The organism is Enterobacter sp. SECR19-1250, assembly GCF_013391025.1.
GTDB classification, from domain to species: Bacteria; Pseudomonadota; Gammaproteobacteria; order Enterobacterales; family Enterobacteriaceae; genus Enterobacter; species Enterobacter cloacae.
In genome coordinates this window covers 11,854-26,384 of the sequence record NZ_JACASJ010000016.1, presented here as the reverse complement: position 1 = coordinate 26,384, position 14,531 = coordinate 11,854, and the positions used below count along the sequence as shown (strand labels likewise).

The window sequence follows — 14,531 nt, the reverse complement described above, 5'->3', positions numbered from 1 at the left end:
AACACTCAGAAGTCGTAGCACGCGCTTACAGAGACGTTCAGCGGCGCGCCATATACCACATAAGAGCCGACGTAGGCGTAATACTCTTTGTCGAACAGGTTGTTGATGTTAGCCTGGACAGCAAAATCTTTAGTCACCTGATACCGGCTGAACAGGTTAACCAGCGCGTAGCTGCCTTGTTCTGCCCGTGATCGGCCTGCCGGGCCGCCATCTACATCGTTCCAGACTTTATTCTGCCAGTTCACCCCCCCGCCCACTGCCAGTGCAGGTAGCATGGGCAGTTGATAACGGGTAAAGAGTTTCATTGTGGTACGAGGCTGATCGGAACTTACCGCGTTGCCGCGCTTGTCTTCAGCAATGTAGCGGGTTGCGCCGAAGGTCAGCTGCCAGTTATCGGTCAGGGCGCCGTTTAGCTCGAACTCGATCCCTTTACTGACGACCCCATCCAGAGATTCATAAATTGACTCGCCGCTGGGCATGTAGGTGTAGGTATTATTCGCCACATTATCCTGCTCAATGCGGAAGAGGGCGAGCGAGGTGGTCAGGCGCGTACTAAACCAGTCTGCTTTCACCCCGGCTTCATAGCTTTTCCCCGTTGTCGGGTCCAGGTAGCGGCCGCTGGCGTCACGTTTGTCCTGAGGCTGGAAGATGGAGGTATAACTGACGTAGGTTGACCAGTCTTCATTGATATCATAAACAAGGCCCGCATATGGCGTTACATCATCCTTACTGCTTTCCAGGCGGGTGTCCGGGGAGCCCGCCGGGTTATAGCGAATGTTGTAATGGGTATAACGCGCACCGAGGATCAGAGATAGCGGATCGGCAAGCGAGAAGCGGGCTGAGGTATAGGCCGAAGACTGGCGGATATCATCCTGACTGTAAAGCTTCCAGGGGGTCCACTGCGGATCGGCGATATTCCCGTTCCAGTTTTTGAAGTTACCCACGTCAACCATGCCGTACAGCGCGTCCGGCATGGTGTTGTCATAGTGGTTACGCTGGCGGCTGAAGCTACCGCCAAACATCATCTCATGCTGGCGACCGAAAAGATCGAAACCGCCGCGCAGGAAGGCATCCACCGCATCCTGCTTACGTTCACCGCGGTTCCAGCCGCCATATCCGACCATACCCGCACCGGTCTCTTTATCCGGGTAGCCGGACATATACATCAGTTTGCTGTCGAAGTTGGTGTCGGCATGCATGCCGTTGATGTGGGCTTCCCAGCCGTTGTCGAAGCGTTGGGTGAAGTTGGCGAAAATACGGGTGTTGTCTTTATCTGAATAAGCCCAGTCTGGTGCAACGGTCTGGCTGCGGTTGTAATGGGTTTTGCTGCCATCGCTGTACCAGGTTGGCAGGCCGCCCCAGGTTGGGTTATCGGTATCGCTTTCCTGATATTCATAGCCCACAGACAGGGTGGTGCTGTCAGTCACGTCCGCATCGACCACGCCATAGAGGAACTTTTTGCGGTAGTGGTAGTTATCAACAAAACTGTCGTTGTCCTGATAACCCGTAATAAGACGACCGCGCACATTACCCGACTCTACCAGCGGAGCCTGCAGATCCAGCACGTAGCGTTGTTTGTCCCAGCTACCGTAACTGGCGGAGACATTGCCTTTAAATTCATTGCTGTCTGCATGCTTACGTACCATGTTGACGTAGGCGGCGGGATTTCCCGTGCCGGACATCAGGCCGGTTGCGCCGCGTACCACTTCAATACGATCGTAAATGGCGGTATCGGCGGCGGTGTCGCCAAAGTTCCATACTTCGCTGATGGAGGTTGGCAGATCATCATACGCATAGTTACTGACAAAGAAGCCGCGCGAGTAAAATACCGTCCGGTCGCTGTCCTGTACCTGCGCGGTGACGCCGGTGGTGTTAGTTAACACCTGACCGAGGGATTGCAGATTCTGATCTGCCATACGCTGCTGGCTAATGACGCTGACGGACTGCGGAATATCGCGGGGAACCAGTAACAGTTTCGTCCCCGTGGTGGTGGTCTTAACGCTGTAGTCCGTATCCTGACTGCTGGACTGGTCCTGTGCGTTATCAAAACCGCCCTCGACAACCACGGTATCTTCGGTCGCTGAGGCGGCGAAACTGACGGCTGGCATCAATGCCATAGCAATACAGGCAGCCAGCAACGAAGGCGTGGCGGCTGGCTGCGGTTGCCCATCCCTGGTGTGATAAATGAAAGACATCATCAAACCCTTACTGAATGGTGAAAGGTGAGTGCTACAGTCCCGTGAGAACGGGCTGACGTCGTTTTCTATGTTAAAAATGCGCATGAAAATGCAAATGCGAAATATACGCATTGTGATTAGTACTGTAAACAGATGTGTCAAAAGGAAATGAAATTATGTTTCAGGTGGTGAAGCGTCGGGAGCGGTTACTCTTCAGTCAGCTGAAACGCTTTCAGGAAAGAAATCCGGGGAGAAGGTTGAAAGGACAGGAGAAAGTCGCTCATACTCTTCCATTGTGCCACACACTCATGCAGAGATTGTGTTGATAGCGGACGCACCACGCCAGATTAAACTACAAAGGAACAGGTCATGGCTGAAGAAACCATTTTCAGTAAAATTATCCGCCGCGAAATCCCTTCGGATATCGTTTATCAGGATGAGCTGGTGACGGCTTTCAGAGATATTTCTCCTCAGGCTCCGACTCATATCCTTATCATTCCAAATATTCTGATTCCCACCGTCAATGACGTAAAAGCCGAGCATGAAGTGGCGTTAGGCCGTATGCTGACGGTAGCCGCGAAAATCGCCGAGCAGGAGGGGATTGCTGAAGACGGTTACCGTTTGATCATGAATTGTAATCGCCATGGTGGTCAGGAAGTTTATCATATTCATATGCATCTTCTGGGTGGGCGTCCTCTGGGACCGATGCTGTCACATAAAGGTCTTTGACATGTTAAAAGGGCGTATTGCAGCGCTGGCAATGACATTGGTAATGGTGGGGTGCAGCACGCGCCCGGCCATTCCCGTCAGTGATGAACAGACGCTGGTGATGGAGTCCTCGGTACTTGCCGCGGGCATCACCGCAGAACAACCTACGTTGACCATCAGTGAAATTAAATCTTCTGCGTCCTCTACGCTCTTTAACGAAAGACACGAACCGGTGACGGTGCACTACCGTTTCTTCTGGTATGACGTACGGGGTCTTGAAATGCACCCGCTGGAAGCGCCGCGCAGCGTGACCATTCCGGCAGGATCGTCGGTAACGCTCTATGGTAGCGCCAACTATCTGGGTGCGCATAAGGTGAGACTTTATCTTTATCTGTAAGAGGTGAACCTTGATTAAAAATATGAGCCGTTATGCGCTCGTGACAGCTTTTGCACTGTTCCTTGCAGGATGTGTGACGCGAACCGAACAGCCTGCGCCGGTGGACGAGGCAAAACCGGGTACGGAGCAGCCGACACAGCCAACGCAACCGCAGCCAACCGTGCCGTCTGTACCGACGATCCCGTCGCAGCCTGGCCCGATTGAACATCCGGACCAGACCTCCCAGCCAACGCCGCGCGTGCGTCATTATGACTGGAACGGTGCGATGCAACCGATGGTGGGCAAAATGCTGCAGGCGCAGGGCGTAACGGCAGGCAGCGTACTGCTGGTGGATAGCGTAAATAACCGGACTAACGGTTCACTCAATGCCGGGGAAGCGACAGAAACCCTGCGCAATGCACTGGCCAATAACGGCAAGTTTACGCTGGTTTCCGCACAGCAGCTGGCAGTAGCCAAACAGCAGCTTGGTCTGTCGCCACAGGACAGCCTCGGTACGCGCAGTAAGGCGATGGGGATTGCCCGTAACGTTGGTGCGCAGTATGTGCTGTACTCTAATGCCACCGGTAACGTGAATACGCCAGCCCTGCAGATGCAGCTGATGCTGGTCCAGACAGGCGAGATTATCTGGTCAGGTAAAGGTGCGGTTACGCAACTCTGACTGCACGCGTGAAGCGATCCTCACGCGTTATTTTCCGCAGTATCGTCTTATCGCGCCGCAGGCCCACTCCGGGCTTGGCGGCGCGAGTTGCATTCTGGAACAGGGCGAGCAGCGTCTGGTGTTGCGTCATCACCACGATCCCTTAGCCCCCGTTTCCCATTTTCGCCGTCAGTTTCGTGCCCTGAAGCGTCTACCGGCGGATCTCGTGCCAGCCCCGCGCTTTTTCAGACAGGGCTGGATGGCGGTAGAGTATCTGGCAGGGGAGATCCGGCATACGCTGCCCGACAGCGCAACGCTTGCGACGACGCTCTGTCAGTTGCACCATCAGCCGTGTCTGGGGTGGCGAGTCACGCTGCTCCCTTTGCTGGAACAATACTGGCAGCGAGCCTCACCGGACAGACGTACCCCACGGTGGCTTGCGCAGCTTAAACGGTTACGCACTGCGGGAGAGCCTCAGCCGCTTCGGCTGTCGCCATTGCACATGGATGTTCATGCCGGAAATATTGTACATACGTCCACCGGCATCAGGCTTATCGACTGGGAGTATGCCGGCGATGGGGATGTGGCACTGGAGCTGGCGGCCGTCTGGGTGGAAGATGATACAGCGCGCCAAAGACTGATCGGCGATTACGCCCGCATTGCGCATCTGGACGCGGGACAGCTGGCGCGTCAGGTCAGACGCTGGCGACCCTGGGTCGTCATGCTGATGGCGGGCTGGTTTGAAATGCGTTTTCAGCAGTCCGGCGAGAAACAATTTATGGCGCTGGCAGATGATGCCTGGCGCCAGTTACACATTAAAGGATAAGAGAGGTTGCTGTGGGTCCAGTCATGTTGGATGTAGAAGGGTTTGAACTGGATGCGGAGGAGCGTGAAATTCTGGCGCACCCGCTGGTGGGGGGGCTCATCCTGTTTACCCGCAACTATCACGATCCGGCGCAGTTGCGTGAGCTGGTTCGCCAGATCCGCGCGGCGTCGCGTAATCATCTGGTCGTGGCCGTCGATCAGGAAGGCGGGCGCGTGCAGCGTTTCCGTGAGGGCTTCACCCGTCTGCCCGCGGCCCAGTCTTTCGCGGCGCTGCTCGGCACCGAAGAGGGCGGAAATCTGGCCCAGGAGGCCGGCTGGCTGATGGCCAGCGAGATGATTGCCATGGATATCGATATCAGTTTTGCCCCGGTGCTGGACGTAGGGCATATCAGTGCGGCAATTGGCGAGCGCTCTTACCATAGCGATCCCCGTATTGCGCTGGAGATGGCCACCCGCTTTATCGACGGCATGCACGATGCAGGAATGAAAACCACCGGTAAACACTTCCCGGGGCACGGCGCCGTGACGGCGGATTCGCATAAAGAGACTCCGCGTGATCCGCGCCCGGAGGCGGAAATTCGTGCCAAAGATATGTCGGTGTTCCGCTCGCTGATTAGCGATAACAAGCTGGATGCCATTATGCCTGCGCATGTGATTTACAGTGACGTCGACCCGCGCCCGGCGAGCGGTTCTCCGCACTGGTTAAAAAACGTGCTGCGTCAGGAGCTCGGTTTCAACGGCGTGATCTTCTCCGACGATTTGTCGATGGAAGGGGCGGCGATCATGGGCAGCTACGCGGAGCGTGGGCAGGCGTCGCTCGACGCAGGTTGCGATATGATCCTCGTCTGCAATAATCGTAAAGGCGCAGTCAGCGTGCTGGATAACCTGTCGCCGATCAATGCAGAGCGTGTTACACATTTGTATCATAAAGGTTCATTTAGCCGTCAGGAGCTGATGGATTCGGCACGCTGGAAAGCGGTTAACGCCCGGCTTGAAGCACTGAATGAGCGCTGGCAGGCACATAAAGCCAGCCTGTAAATCCTCCCGGAAGGCGTAGCGTGGTGAGAAGACGATGATCATCTATTTACACGGTTTTGACTCAAACAGTCCTGGTAATCATGAGAAGGTACTGCAACTGCAGTTTATCGATCCGGATGTACGGCTGATCAGCTACAGCACGCGCCATCCGAAACATGACATGCAGCATCTGCTCAAAGAAGTGGACAAGATGCTGCAGCTCAACATCGACGATCGCCCGCTGATTTGCGGCGTGGGGCTGGGTGGCTACTGGGCGGAGCGGATTGGGTTCCTGTGCGATATTCGCCAGGTGGTATTCAATCCTAACCTGTTCCCGAACGAGAACATGGAAGGCAAGATTGACCGCCCAGAAGAGTATGTCGATATTGCCACCAAGTGCGTCAGCAATTTCCGTGAAAAGAACCGCGACCGCTGTCTGGTGATCCTTTCGCGTAATGATGAGGCGCTCAACAGCCACCGTGCGGCTGAGCTGTTGCATCACTACTATGAAATTGTCTGGGACGAAGAACAGACCCACAAGTTCAAGAATATCTCCCCGCATCTGCAGCGCATCAAAGCCTTCAAAACACTGGGCTAAGATACTGCATAAGATCTCCCAGGCCCGGCCGCGAAAGCGTGCCGGGCTTTCTTTTTCTGCAGAATTGTCTACTTTTAAGCCACCAAAACTTGATGCACATCAATTTTGGTATGACCAATGCGCCTGACGTGGTATTCTCAATGCACCTGAATGGTTTCAGTGCTGTAACCTGTTGTTAATTAAGGGTTATTTTTATAACTTTTAATTAACAATTGGTTAATAATTTGAGGGGGTCACGTTGACTACGCCATTGAAAAAGATAGTGATTGTAGGCGGTGGTGCTGGCGGGCTGGAGCTGGCGACACAGTTGGGTAAGAAGCTGGGTCGCGGCAAAAAAGCCAAAATCACGCTGGTGGATCGTAACCACAGCCACCTGTGGAAACCGTTGCTGCACGAAGTGGCGACCGGTTCACTGGATGAGGGCGTGGACGCGCTGAGCTATCTGGCGCACGCACGTAACCACCATTTCCAGTTCCAGCTGGGTTCCGTGGTGGATATCAACCGTGAGAACAAAACCATTACCCTGGCCGAGCTGCGTGACGAAAAAGGGGAGTTGCTGGTCCCGGAGCGCAAGCTTGCCTATGACACACTGGTCATGGCGCTGGGCAGTACCTCCAACGATTTCAACACCCCGGGTGTGAAAGAGCACTGCATTTTCCTGGATAACCCGCACCAGGCGCGCCGTTTCCACCAGGAAATGCTGAACCTGTTCCTGAAGTACACCAATAACATGGGTGCGAATGGCAAGGTGAATATCGCCATTGTAGGCGGTGGCGCAACGGGCGTTGAACTCTCCGCTGAGCTGCACAATGCGGTAAAACAGCTGCACAGCTACGGGTACAAAGGGTTAACCAATGAAGCGCTGAACGTAACGCTGGTTGAGGCAGGTGAGCGTATTCTGCCTGCGCTGCCTCCGCGTATTTCTGGCGCGGCGCATAACGAACTGACCAAACTGGGCGTACGTGTTCTCACCCAGACGATGGTGACCAGCGCAGACGAAGGTGGCCTGCACACCAAAGATGGCGAGTACATCAAAGCGGATCTGATGGTCTGGGCGGCGGGTATCAAAGCACCTGATTTCATGAAAGACATAGGCGGGCTGGAAACCAACCGGATTAATCAGCTGGTGACCGAGCCGACGCTGCAAACCACGCGCGATCCGGAGATTTTCGCGATTGGTGACTGTGCGTCATGCGCGCGTCCTGAAGGCGGTTTCGTGCCTCCTCGCGCCCAGGCAGCGCATCAGATGGCAAGCCTGGTGCTGCACAATATTCTGGCACAGCGCAAAGGCAAGCCAATGAAGGCCTACGTCTACAAAGACCACGGCTCTCTGGTTTCGCTGTCGAACTTCTCTACCGTAGGCAGCCTGATGGGGAACCTGATGCGCGGCTCGATGATGGTAGAAGGGCGCATCGCACGCTTTGTCTATATCTCCCTGTACCGTATGCACCAGATTGCGCTGCACGGCTACTTCAAAACCGGGCTGATGATGCTGGTAGGGCGAATCAACCGCGTGATCCGTCCACGTCTGAAGCTGCACTAATTTTTCTCTCCCTCCGGGCCCTCCGGAGGGATTTTTTAGCATATCATGCTGCTCATCACAGATTGAGTGCTTAAGAGTTCTCCTAAACGCCCTGTTACTCTCCTGAAAGCCACTTTTTTGAGCCTTTGTCTTATTGGCGAAGCGTAGCCTGCATTGCAAAATTGTTACCAATAGCAACAAAGGAGGAAGTCCCGTGAATAAATCAATGTTGGCGGGTATAGGGATTGGCGTCGCTGCTGCGTTAGGTGTGGCTGCCGTTGCCAGTCTCAACGTACTGAATCGCGGCCCACAGTATGCGCAGGTGGTTTCTGCAACCCCGATTAAAGAAACAGTTAAAACGCCTCGTCAGGAGTGCCGTAACGTCTCTGTCACCAATCGTCGTCCGGTTCAGGATGAAAACCGTCTTGCCGGCTCTGTGCTGGGCGCGGTGGCAGGCGGGGTGATTGGTCACCAGTTTGGTGGCGGCCGTGGTAAAGATGTGGCGACCGTGGTCGGTGCGCTGGGTGGCGGCTATGCCGGTAACCAGGTGCAGGGCGCAATGCAGGATAACGATACGTACACCACGACACAGCAGCGTTGTAAAACCGTCTATGACAAGTCGGAAAAAATGCTGGGTTATGACGTGACGTACAAAATTGGTGACCAGCAGGGCAAAATCCGTATGGACAGAGACCCCGGCACACAAATTCCGCTGGATGGAAATGGCCAGCTGGTACTGAATAACAAAGCGTAAAAAAAGATGTTCTCTGAACTTAGCTCCTCAAGCGCTCAGGCTGAGGAGCTTTTTTTTAGCCCTGTATTTTAAGCAGTTCGGGCCACAGGCGCAGGGTGGTCTCGGTGATATGCTGCAGTTTTTCCAGCGTCGCCCCTTCTCGGGCGCTAATCGACATCCCCTGTAAAATACAGCTCAGGTATTGTGCTAATTCCTGAGGGCGGCAATGCGCCGGAATTTCACCACGCTGCTGGCGCTGGGCCAGGAAGGTGCTGAGCGTCTCCTCCTGCATGGCATGACGCGATTTCACCGTGTTGGCGATCTCTTTCGAGGAGGCCGCAAGCGTCGCGGAGGTGTTAATCATAAAACAGCCCGCGGGCGTCTCTTTGCTGGTGAAGCAGGTGGCGATGGCGGTGAAATAGTCATGCAGTGCCTGCTCAACCGTTTTCTCTTCACAAAATAGTTGTGCTTCGTATCGCGATGCGAAGCGAGAGATGTATCGGTCCAGTACCGCCCTGAACAACCCCTCTTTATTCGTGAATTCCGCATACAGCGTCGGCGCTTTGGCTCCGGTGGCTTCTACCAGATCGGAAAGCGAAGTCGCTTCATACCCATGTTGCCAGAAGAGAGTCATGGCCTTATCAAGCGCTGCATCCCTGTCGAACACTTTTGGTCGGCCACGGCTTTTCTTCGCACAACTCGTGACATCGGTTGTCATTTGCCGTTGGTCCTCTGTTGGTTTGTTGAATAACCATTATAAAAATAAACGCATTTCACCACCAGTGCTGTTTTCTGAAAAATAAATTAATCATATGGGTATGAAAAACAACGGAATTAAAATTAATTTAATGGTCGTTATAAAAACATGTTGACGTGTGAGCTGGATCACATCTATCATTTACCTATCGATCGTTAACTAAATAGCTAACGACCTCAAAATTCATCTGCCAAAGGTAAAAATCATGAAAAACGTAAAAACCCTCATCGCCGCTGCTGTTCTTAGCTCACTCTCTTTCGCAAGCTTTGCTGCTGTGGAAGTCCAGTCAACGCCTGCTGACCAGCATAAAGTAGGGACCATCTCTGCCAGCGCCGGGACTAACCTGGGTTCACTGGAAGACCAGCTGGCGCAAAAAGCGGATGAGATGGGTGCGAAATCGTTCCGCATTACCTCTGTAACCGGTCCTAACACCCTTCACGGTACCGCTGTTATTTACAAATAAGCCTGGCTAAACCCTCATTTATGCCACTGCTAAAAAAACGCCCTGCATGTGCAGGGCGTTTTTGCGTTTGGGTTTACATCGACTGCTGGGCGACACCATGATGACGTGTGACGTCAGTCGGCATGCCCGAACGTGCTTCCATTGCCCGCTCCATCACAATGCCATCCGTCCTTGCATCGGTTTTAAAACTCACCATCGCCGCATTCAGGTTGATTGGCAGCGTCTGCGGATCGTCATTAATGTTTTTCGATAACGGCTGGTGAATTTCAACCAGTCGCACGCCGCCTGGCTCCTCAGAGACCTTGATCGGGGTATTAATGATGTTCACTTTGGTGCCCGGCGTGACCAGGTTGAAGAGCGTTTTGATATCGTCATCGCGCAGACGAATACAGCCGGAGCTGACGCGCATGCCAATACCAAAGTCCGCGTTCGTTCCATGTAACAGGTACACGCCGCCATAGGCCGCGAGGCGGATGGCATGGTGGCCCATTGGGTTATCCGGGCCGGCCGGTACAACGGCGGGCAGATCGATCCCCTGCGCTTTATAGCGGGCACGAATATTGGCCGTTGGCGTCCAGGTTGGGTTTGCACGCTTGTCTGATACGGTGGTAACCATCGTCGGGGTCAGCGTGTCGCCGCCCAACTGGCCAATACCAATAGGGTATACGGTCACCTCATTTTTACCGGGCGGGTAATAGTAAAGACGCAGTTCGGCAAGGTTTATCACGATCCCCTCGCGCGGCGCATCCGGCAAAATCGTCTGCAGCGGGATGGTTAACACGCTGCCAGCGCGCGGGACATAAGGGTCAACGCCGGGGTTGGCCTGCAGTAAGGCCAGAAAGCCGACGTTATATTTTTTGGCAATCGCCTCTAGCGATCCACCATTGTTTTCAACCACATGAAAACGGTTTTCCCCAACCACCTTACTGCCTGCAGGCGGGAGTGGCCAGGTGTTTGCGCGAGCGGGAAGTGCAACCGCAACCGTTGCGGCCAGCGCTAACACGGTTATCCAGCGAGTGAAACGCGAAGAGGTCATCATCACTATAATCCATATAAATGACAGGGTGATTATTTTTTAACGGTTAGTGATAATTATGGCGAAGGGGTCTGTCGGGAAGATCGGGTGAAGTGAAAAGAGTTTGTAAATTGTTACCCCCGGTAGCATGGCGCAACTGGGGGCAGAGCAGATTATGCGATCGCGTTCTCTTCCAGCTGGCGCATAAAGTTGCGTACCCAGTCCATACGGGTTTTACGCTCCGTCAGCTCCTGCGTAAATTTCAGACGCGTTGGCCCATCCAGGCGGAAATGCTGCGGCTGCTTTTGCAGTAAACCGATGAGCCACGTAGGGTTAACGTGGTTTTTCTCGGCAAACTCAATCACGCCGCCTTTCTCGTTGCCCTCAAGCTTACGGATGCCCAGCTTCTGCGCCTGCTGACGCAGCCGCGCGATATCCAGCAAGTTGCGTGCGGCATCCGGGAGCAGGCCAAAGCGGTCAATAAGCTCGACTTTGATCTCTTCCAGTTCGTTCTCATTTTTCGCACTGGCGATACGTTTGTAGAACGACAGGCGGGTGTTCACATCCGGAATGAAATCGTCCGGCAGCAGAGACGGCATGCGTAACTCAACTTCGGTTTGCTGGCTGGTGAGATCTTCCAGCGACGGTTCGCGTCCGGCCTTGAGGGCATCGACCGCGTTTTCCAGCAACTCCATGTAGAGCGAGAAACCGATGGTTTCCATCGAGCCACTTTGATCTTCACCCAACAGCTCACCCGCACCGCGGATCTCCAGGTCGTGCGTCGCCAGTGCAAAGCCAGCGCCCAGATCTTCCAGCGAGGCGATCGCTTCCAGACGTTTTTGCGCATCGGTGGTCATCGCTTTTGGATGCGGCGTCAGCAGCCAGGCATAGGCCTGATGGTGCGAACGCCCGACGCGGCCACGCAGCTGATGAAGCTGCGCCAGACCGAAATGATCCGCGCGTTCAATAATGATGGTGTTGGCCGTCGGGATATCGATCCCGGTCTCAATGATGGTCGTACACACCAGCACGTTAAAGCGCTGGTGGTGGAAGTCGTTCATCACCCGTTCCAGTTCGCGTTCGCGCATTTGCCCGTGACCGATGGCAATACGCGCTTCCGGCACCAGCTCTGCCAGCCGGTCTGCCGCTTTCTGGATATTTTCCACGTCGTTGTAGAGGTAATAGACCTGACCGCCGCGCAGCACCTCACGCAGAATGGCCTCGCGCACCACCAGATTGTCGTATTCGCGCACAAAGGTTTTCACGGCCAGACGACGCGCCGGCGGCGTGGCGATAATTGACAGATCGCGCATGCCGCTCATCGCCATGTTCAGGGTTCGCGGGATCGGCGTTGCGGTCAGGGTCAGGATATCGACGTCGGCACGCATCGCTTTAATACGCTCTTTATGGCGTACCCCGAAACGGTGCTCTTCATCAACAATCAACAGCCCCAGATCTTTCCACTTCACGTCGCTCTGCAGCAGTTTGTGGGTGCCGATCAGAATATCGATCTTACCCTCGCTGGCCTGCTCCAGGATTTGCGTTTGCTCTTTGGTACTGCGAAAACGTGACAGCATCTCGATGCGTACCGGCCAGTTGGCAAAGCGGTCGCGGAAGTTATCGAAGTGCTGCTGAGCGAGCAGGGTGGTGGGCACCAGTACCGCCACCTGCTTGTTATTCTCGACGGCGAGGAACGCCGCGCGCATGGCTACTTCGGTTTTCCCGAAGCCGACATCGCCACAGACCAGCCTGTCCATTGCCAGCGGCTGACACATGTCGCTTAACACGGCATTGATGGCCTGAGCCTGGTCCGGCGTGGTTTCAAACGGGAAGCTGTCGCAGAACAGCTGGTACTGCTCTTTATCATGCTTAAAGGCAAAGCCCTCTTTGGCCGCACGCTGGGCATAGATATCCAGCAGCTCGGCCGCCACATCTCGCACTTTTTCCGCCGCTTTCTGCCGGGCGCGTGCCCAGGCGTCGCCGCCCAGTTTATGCAATGGTGCATTCTCTTCTGCACCCCCGGCGTAGCGGCTGATCAGATGCAGGGATGAGACCGGCACGTAGAGTTTGGCGTCGTTGGCGTAGGTCAGCATCAGGTATTCACCTTTGATGCCACCGGCTTCCAGCGTCGTCATCCCCTGATAACGACCCACGCCATGTTCAAGGTGCACAATCGGCTGGCCCGGATGGAGTTCCGCCAGGTTGCGGATCAGCGTATCCGGGTTAATGGTGCGACGGCTGTCCTGACGGCGACGCGCAACACGTTCACCCAGCAGGTCGCTTTCACAGATTAATGCCACGTTGTTGAGGGTATCGATAAACCCGTGCTCGGCGGCACCGATCATCAGATAACGCCCCGTCCCCGTGGCTTCGCTCAGGCGCAAAATGCGTTTCGGAGCAACTTTAATCCGCCCCAGCAGTTCGCCCAGCGCTTCACGGCGGCCTTCACTCTCAACGGAGAAGACAACCGGGCCAGTAAAGGCGTCGAGGAACTTGCGCAGACTCTCCAGCGGGGATTTCTGCTGTGCCTGAACGGCTAAATCTGGCAGCTTCTGGAATGCAAGATTGGTGTTGGCAGCTTTATCGGCAAGCGTATCGGTTTTCAATTGTACGCGAGGCCAGCGCTTGAGTTCGGCGTTGAGCTCGTCGGTGCGCAGCCACAGCGCTTCAGGTGGCAGCAGCGGACGCATCGGGTCTACGCCCCGGTTTTCAAAGCGCGCGCGGGTTTCGCTCTCAAAGCGGCTGGCGCTGGCGTCGATATCACCGGTGTTGACAATCAACGTGTTCGCCGGGAAGTAGCTGAACAGAGCGGGCAATGGCTCGTTAAAGAACAGCGGCTGCCAGTATTCGATCCCGGCAGGAAGCGTACCTTTGCTGACCTGCTGATAGATATGCTCAGCGTCGCGCTTAACGTCGAACTTGTCGCGCCACTGGCTGCGGAACAGCTCGATAGCGGTTTTGTCCGTCGGGAATTCATGGGCGGGTAATAAATTGATGGCTTCCACTTCTTCCAGCGTGCGCTGCGTGTCGGCGTCGAATACGCGCAGGCTGTCGATCTCATCGTCGAAGAAGTCCAGTCGATACGGCTGGTCGCTGCCCATCGGGTACAGGTCGAGCAACGCACCGCGCGTGGCGTATTCCCCGTGCTCCATAACCTGATCGACATGACGGTATCCGGCGCTGTCCAGTTGCGCGCGCAGATCGTCCCGGGACAGGCGCTGACCTTTTTTCATCACCAGCTCATGGCCGTGCAAATAGCTGTGAGGACAGACGCGCTGCATCAGGGTGTTGACCGGAACGATCAGCACGCCGCGCTGCATGGTCGGTAACTGATAGAGGGTCGACAGGCGCGAGGAGATGATCTCCTGATGCGGGGAGAAGCTGTCATACGGCAGCGTTTCCCAGTCGGCCAGACTGAAGACCAGGTTATCGGTGAACTGGCGAATTTCATCATGCAGTCGCAGCGCATTTTGCATATCCGGGGCGACCAGCACCACCGGACCAGGATGTCGCTCAGCGATTTCTGCCACCAGCGTGGCGCACGCAGCGCCAGTGAGTTCGCCCAGCTGGCGCTGGTCGCCCGCTTTAACAGGCAGGGAATAACGATAGTGTTCAGGCATGGCTATGTCAGAGTCTCTTGTGGATATACCAACAGTATTGGGGCATATCACTGATACGCAAT

General features: G+C 55.1%; 13 protein-coding genes. 9 read left to right on the top strand and 4 right to left on the bottom strand.

The genetic code is table 11. The features are described from left to right. Positions 1-5: 5 nt before the first annotated feature. The gene (fhuE, locus tag HX884_RS06525; RefSeq protein WP_178327873.1) at positions 6-2,195 is read right to left on the bottom strand and encodes a ferric-rhodotorulic acid/ferric-coprogen receptor FhuE; all 2,190 of its coding nucleotides are present in this window, start codon (positions 2,193-2,195) and stop codon (positions 6-8) included. Positions 2,196-2,546: 351 nt separating this feature from the next. Here fhuE and hinT point away from each other — a divergent pair, with 351 nt between their 5' ends. From hinT to HX884_RS06485, 8 genes are all read left to right on the top strand, one after another. Next, a complete protein-coding gene (gene hinT / locus HX884_RS06520; RefSeq protein ID WP_013097111.1) occupies positions 2,547-2,906 on the top strand; it encodes a purine nucleoside phosphoramidase in 360 nt (119 codons plus the stop codon). Between the two features lies 1 nt (position 2,907). Next, positions 2,908-3,282, top strand: a complete 375-nt coding sequence (locus HX884_RS06515) for a YcfL family protein (protein ID WP_023621894.1) — start codon at positions 2,908-2,910, stop codon at positions 3,280-3,282. 10 nt (positions 3,283-3,292) lie between these two features. Beyond that, complete coding sequence (gene lpoB / locus HX884_RS06510; RefSeq protein ID WP_013097109.1) at positions 3,293-3,940, top strand: penicillin-binding protein activator LpoB; 648 nt, start codon at positions 3,293-3,295, stop codon at positions 3,938-3,940. Continuing rightward, positions 3,921-4,745, top strand: a complete 825-nt coding sequence (gene thiK, locus HX884_RS06505) for a thiamine kinase (protein WP_040019516.1) — start codon at positions 3,921-3,923, stop codon at positions 4,743-4,745. The genes lpoB and thiK overlap by 20 nt, the downstream gene beginning before the upstream one ends. 11 nt (positions 4,746-4,756) lie before the next feature. After that, positions 4,757-5,782: a beta-N-acetylhexosaminidase gene (gene nagZ, locus HX884_RS06500; protein ID WP_038979819.1), complete on the top strand. Its 1,026-nt coding sequence runs from the start codon at positions 4,757-4,759 to the stop codon at positions 5,780-5,782. A 34-nt stretch (positions 5,783-5,816) separates the two neighbouring features. Further along, a complete protein-coding gene (gene ycfP / locus HX884_RS06495; RefSeq protein ID WP_013097106.1) occupies positions 5,817-6,359 on the top strand; it encodes an alpha/beta hydrolase YcfP in 543 nt (180 codons plus the stop codon). 238 nt (positions 6,360-6,597) lie between these two features. Next, positions 6,598-7,902 carry an NAD(P)/FAD-dependent oxidoreductase gene (locus HX884_RS06490; protein ID WP_038419114.1) on the top strand — a complete coding sequence of 435 codons (1,305 nt, stop codon included), beginning with the start codon at positions 6,598-6,600 and terminating at the stop codon, positions 7,900-7,902. 193 nt (positions 7,903-8,095) lie between these two features. Then, complete coding sequence (locus HX884_RS06485) at positions 8,096-8,635, top strand: glycine zipper 2TM domain-containing protein (RefSeq protein WP_178327872.1); 540 nt, start codon at positions 8,096-8,098, stop codon at positions 8,633-8,635. 55 nt (positions 8,636-8,690) lie between these two features. Here HX884_RS06485 and HX884_RS06480 read toward each other — a convergent pair whose 3' ends face one another. Next, positions 8,691-9,332 carry a TetR/AcrR family transcriptional regulator gene (locus tag HX884_RS06480; protein WP_013097103.1) on the bottom strand — a complete coding sequence of 214 codons (642 nt, stop codon included), beginning with the start codon at positions 9,330-9,332 and terminating at the stop codon, positions 8,691-8,693. A 244-nt stretch (positions 9,333-9,576) separates the two neighbouring features. Here HX884_RS06480 and bhsA point away from each other — a divergent pair, with 244 nt between their 5' ends. Continuing rightward, a complete protein-coding gene (gene bhsA, locus HX884_RS06475; RefSeq protein ID WP_013097102.1) occupies positions 9,577-9,834 on the top strand; it encodes a multiple stress resistance protein BhsA in 258 nt (85 codons plus the stop codon). A gap of 73 nt (positions 9,835-9,907) precedes the next feature. On the opposite strand, the gene HX884_RS06470 is transcribed toward bhsA, so the two are convergent. Together HX884_RS06470 and mfd are read right to left on the bottom strand one after the other, a co-directional pair. Then, a complete protein-coding gene (locus HX884_RS06470; protein ID WP_040019532.1) occupies positions 9,908-10,873 on the bottom strand; it encodes a L,D-transpeptidase family protein in 966 nt (321 codons plus the stop codon). Between the two features lie 149 nt (positions 10,874-11,022). Next, a complete protein-coding gene (mfd, locus tag HX884_RS06465; RefSeq protein WP_178327871.1) occupies positions 11,023-14,469 on the bottom strand; it encodes a transcription-repair coupling factor in 3,447 nt (1,148 codons plus the stop codon). Between the last annotated feature and the right edge of the window lie 62 nt (positions 14,470-14,531).

Coding starts and splice junctions, on each gene's coding strand:
- fhuE (WP_178327873.1), bottom strand. CDS start 2,195: ATGTCTTTCATTTATCACACCAGGGATGGGCAACCGCAGCCAGCCGCC.
- hinT (WP_013097111.1), top strand. CDS start 2,547: ATGGCTGAAGAAACCATTTTCAGTAAAATTATCCGCCGCGAAATCCCT.
- HX884_RS06515 (WP_023621894.1), top strand. CDS start 2,908: ATGTTAAAAGGGCGTATTGCAGCGCTGGCAATGACATTGGTAATGGTG.
- ycfP (WP_013097106.1), top strand. CDS start 5,817: ATGATCATCTATTTACACGGTTTTGACTCAAACAGTCCTGGTAATCAT.
- HX884_RS06480 (WP_013097103.1), bottom strand. CDS start 9,332: ATGACAACCGATGTCACGAGTTGTGCGAAGAAAAGCCGTGGCCGACCA.
- bhsA (WP_013097102.1), top strand. CDS start 9,577: ATGAAAAACGTAAAAACCCTCATCGCCGCTGCTGTTCTTAGCTCACTC.
- HX884_RS06470 (WP_040019532.1), bottom strand. CDS start 10,873: ATGATGACCTCTTCGCGTTTCACTCGCTGGATAACCGTGTTAGCGCTG.
- mfd (WP_178327871.1), bottom strand. CDS start 14,469: ATGCCTGAACACTATCGTTATTCCCTGCCTGTTAAAGCGGGCGACCAG.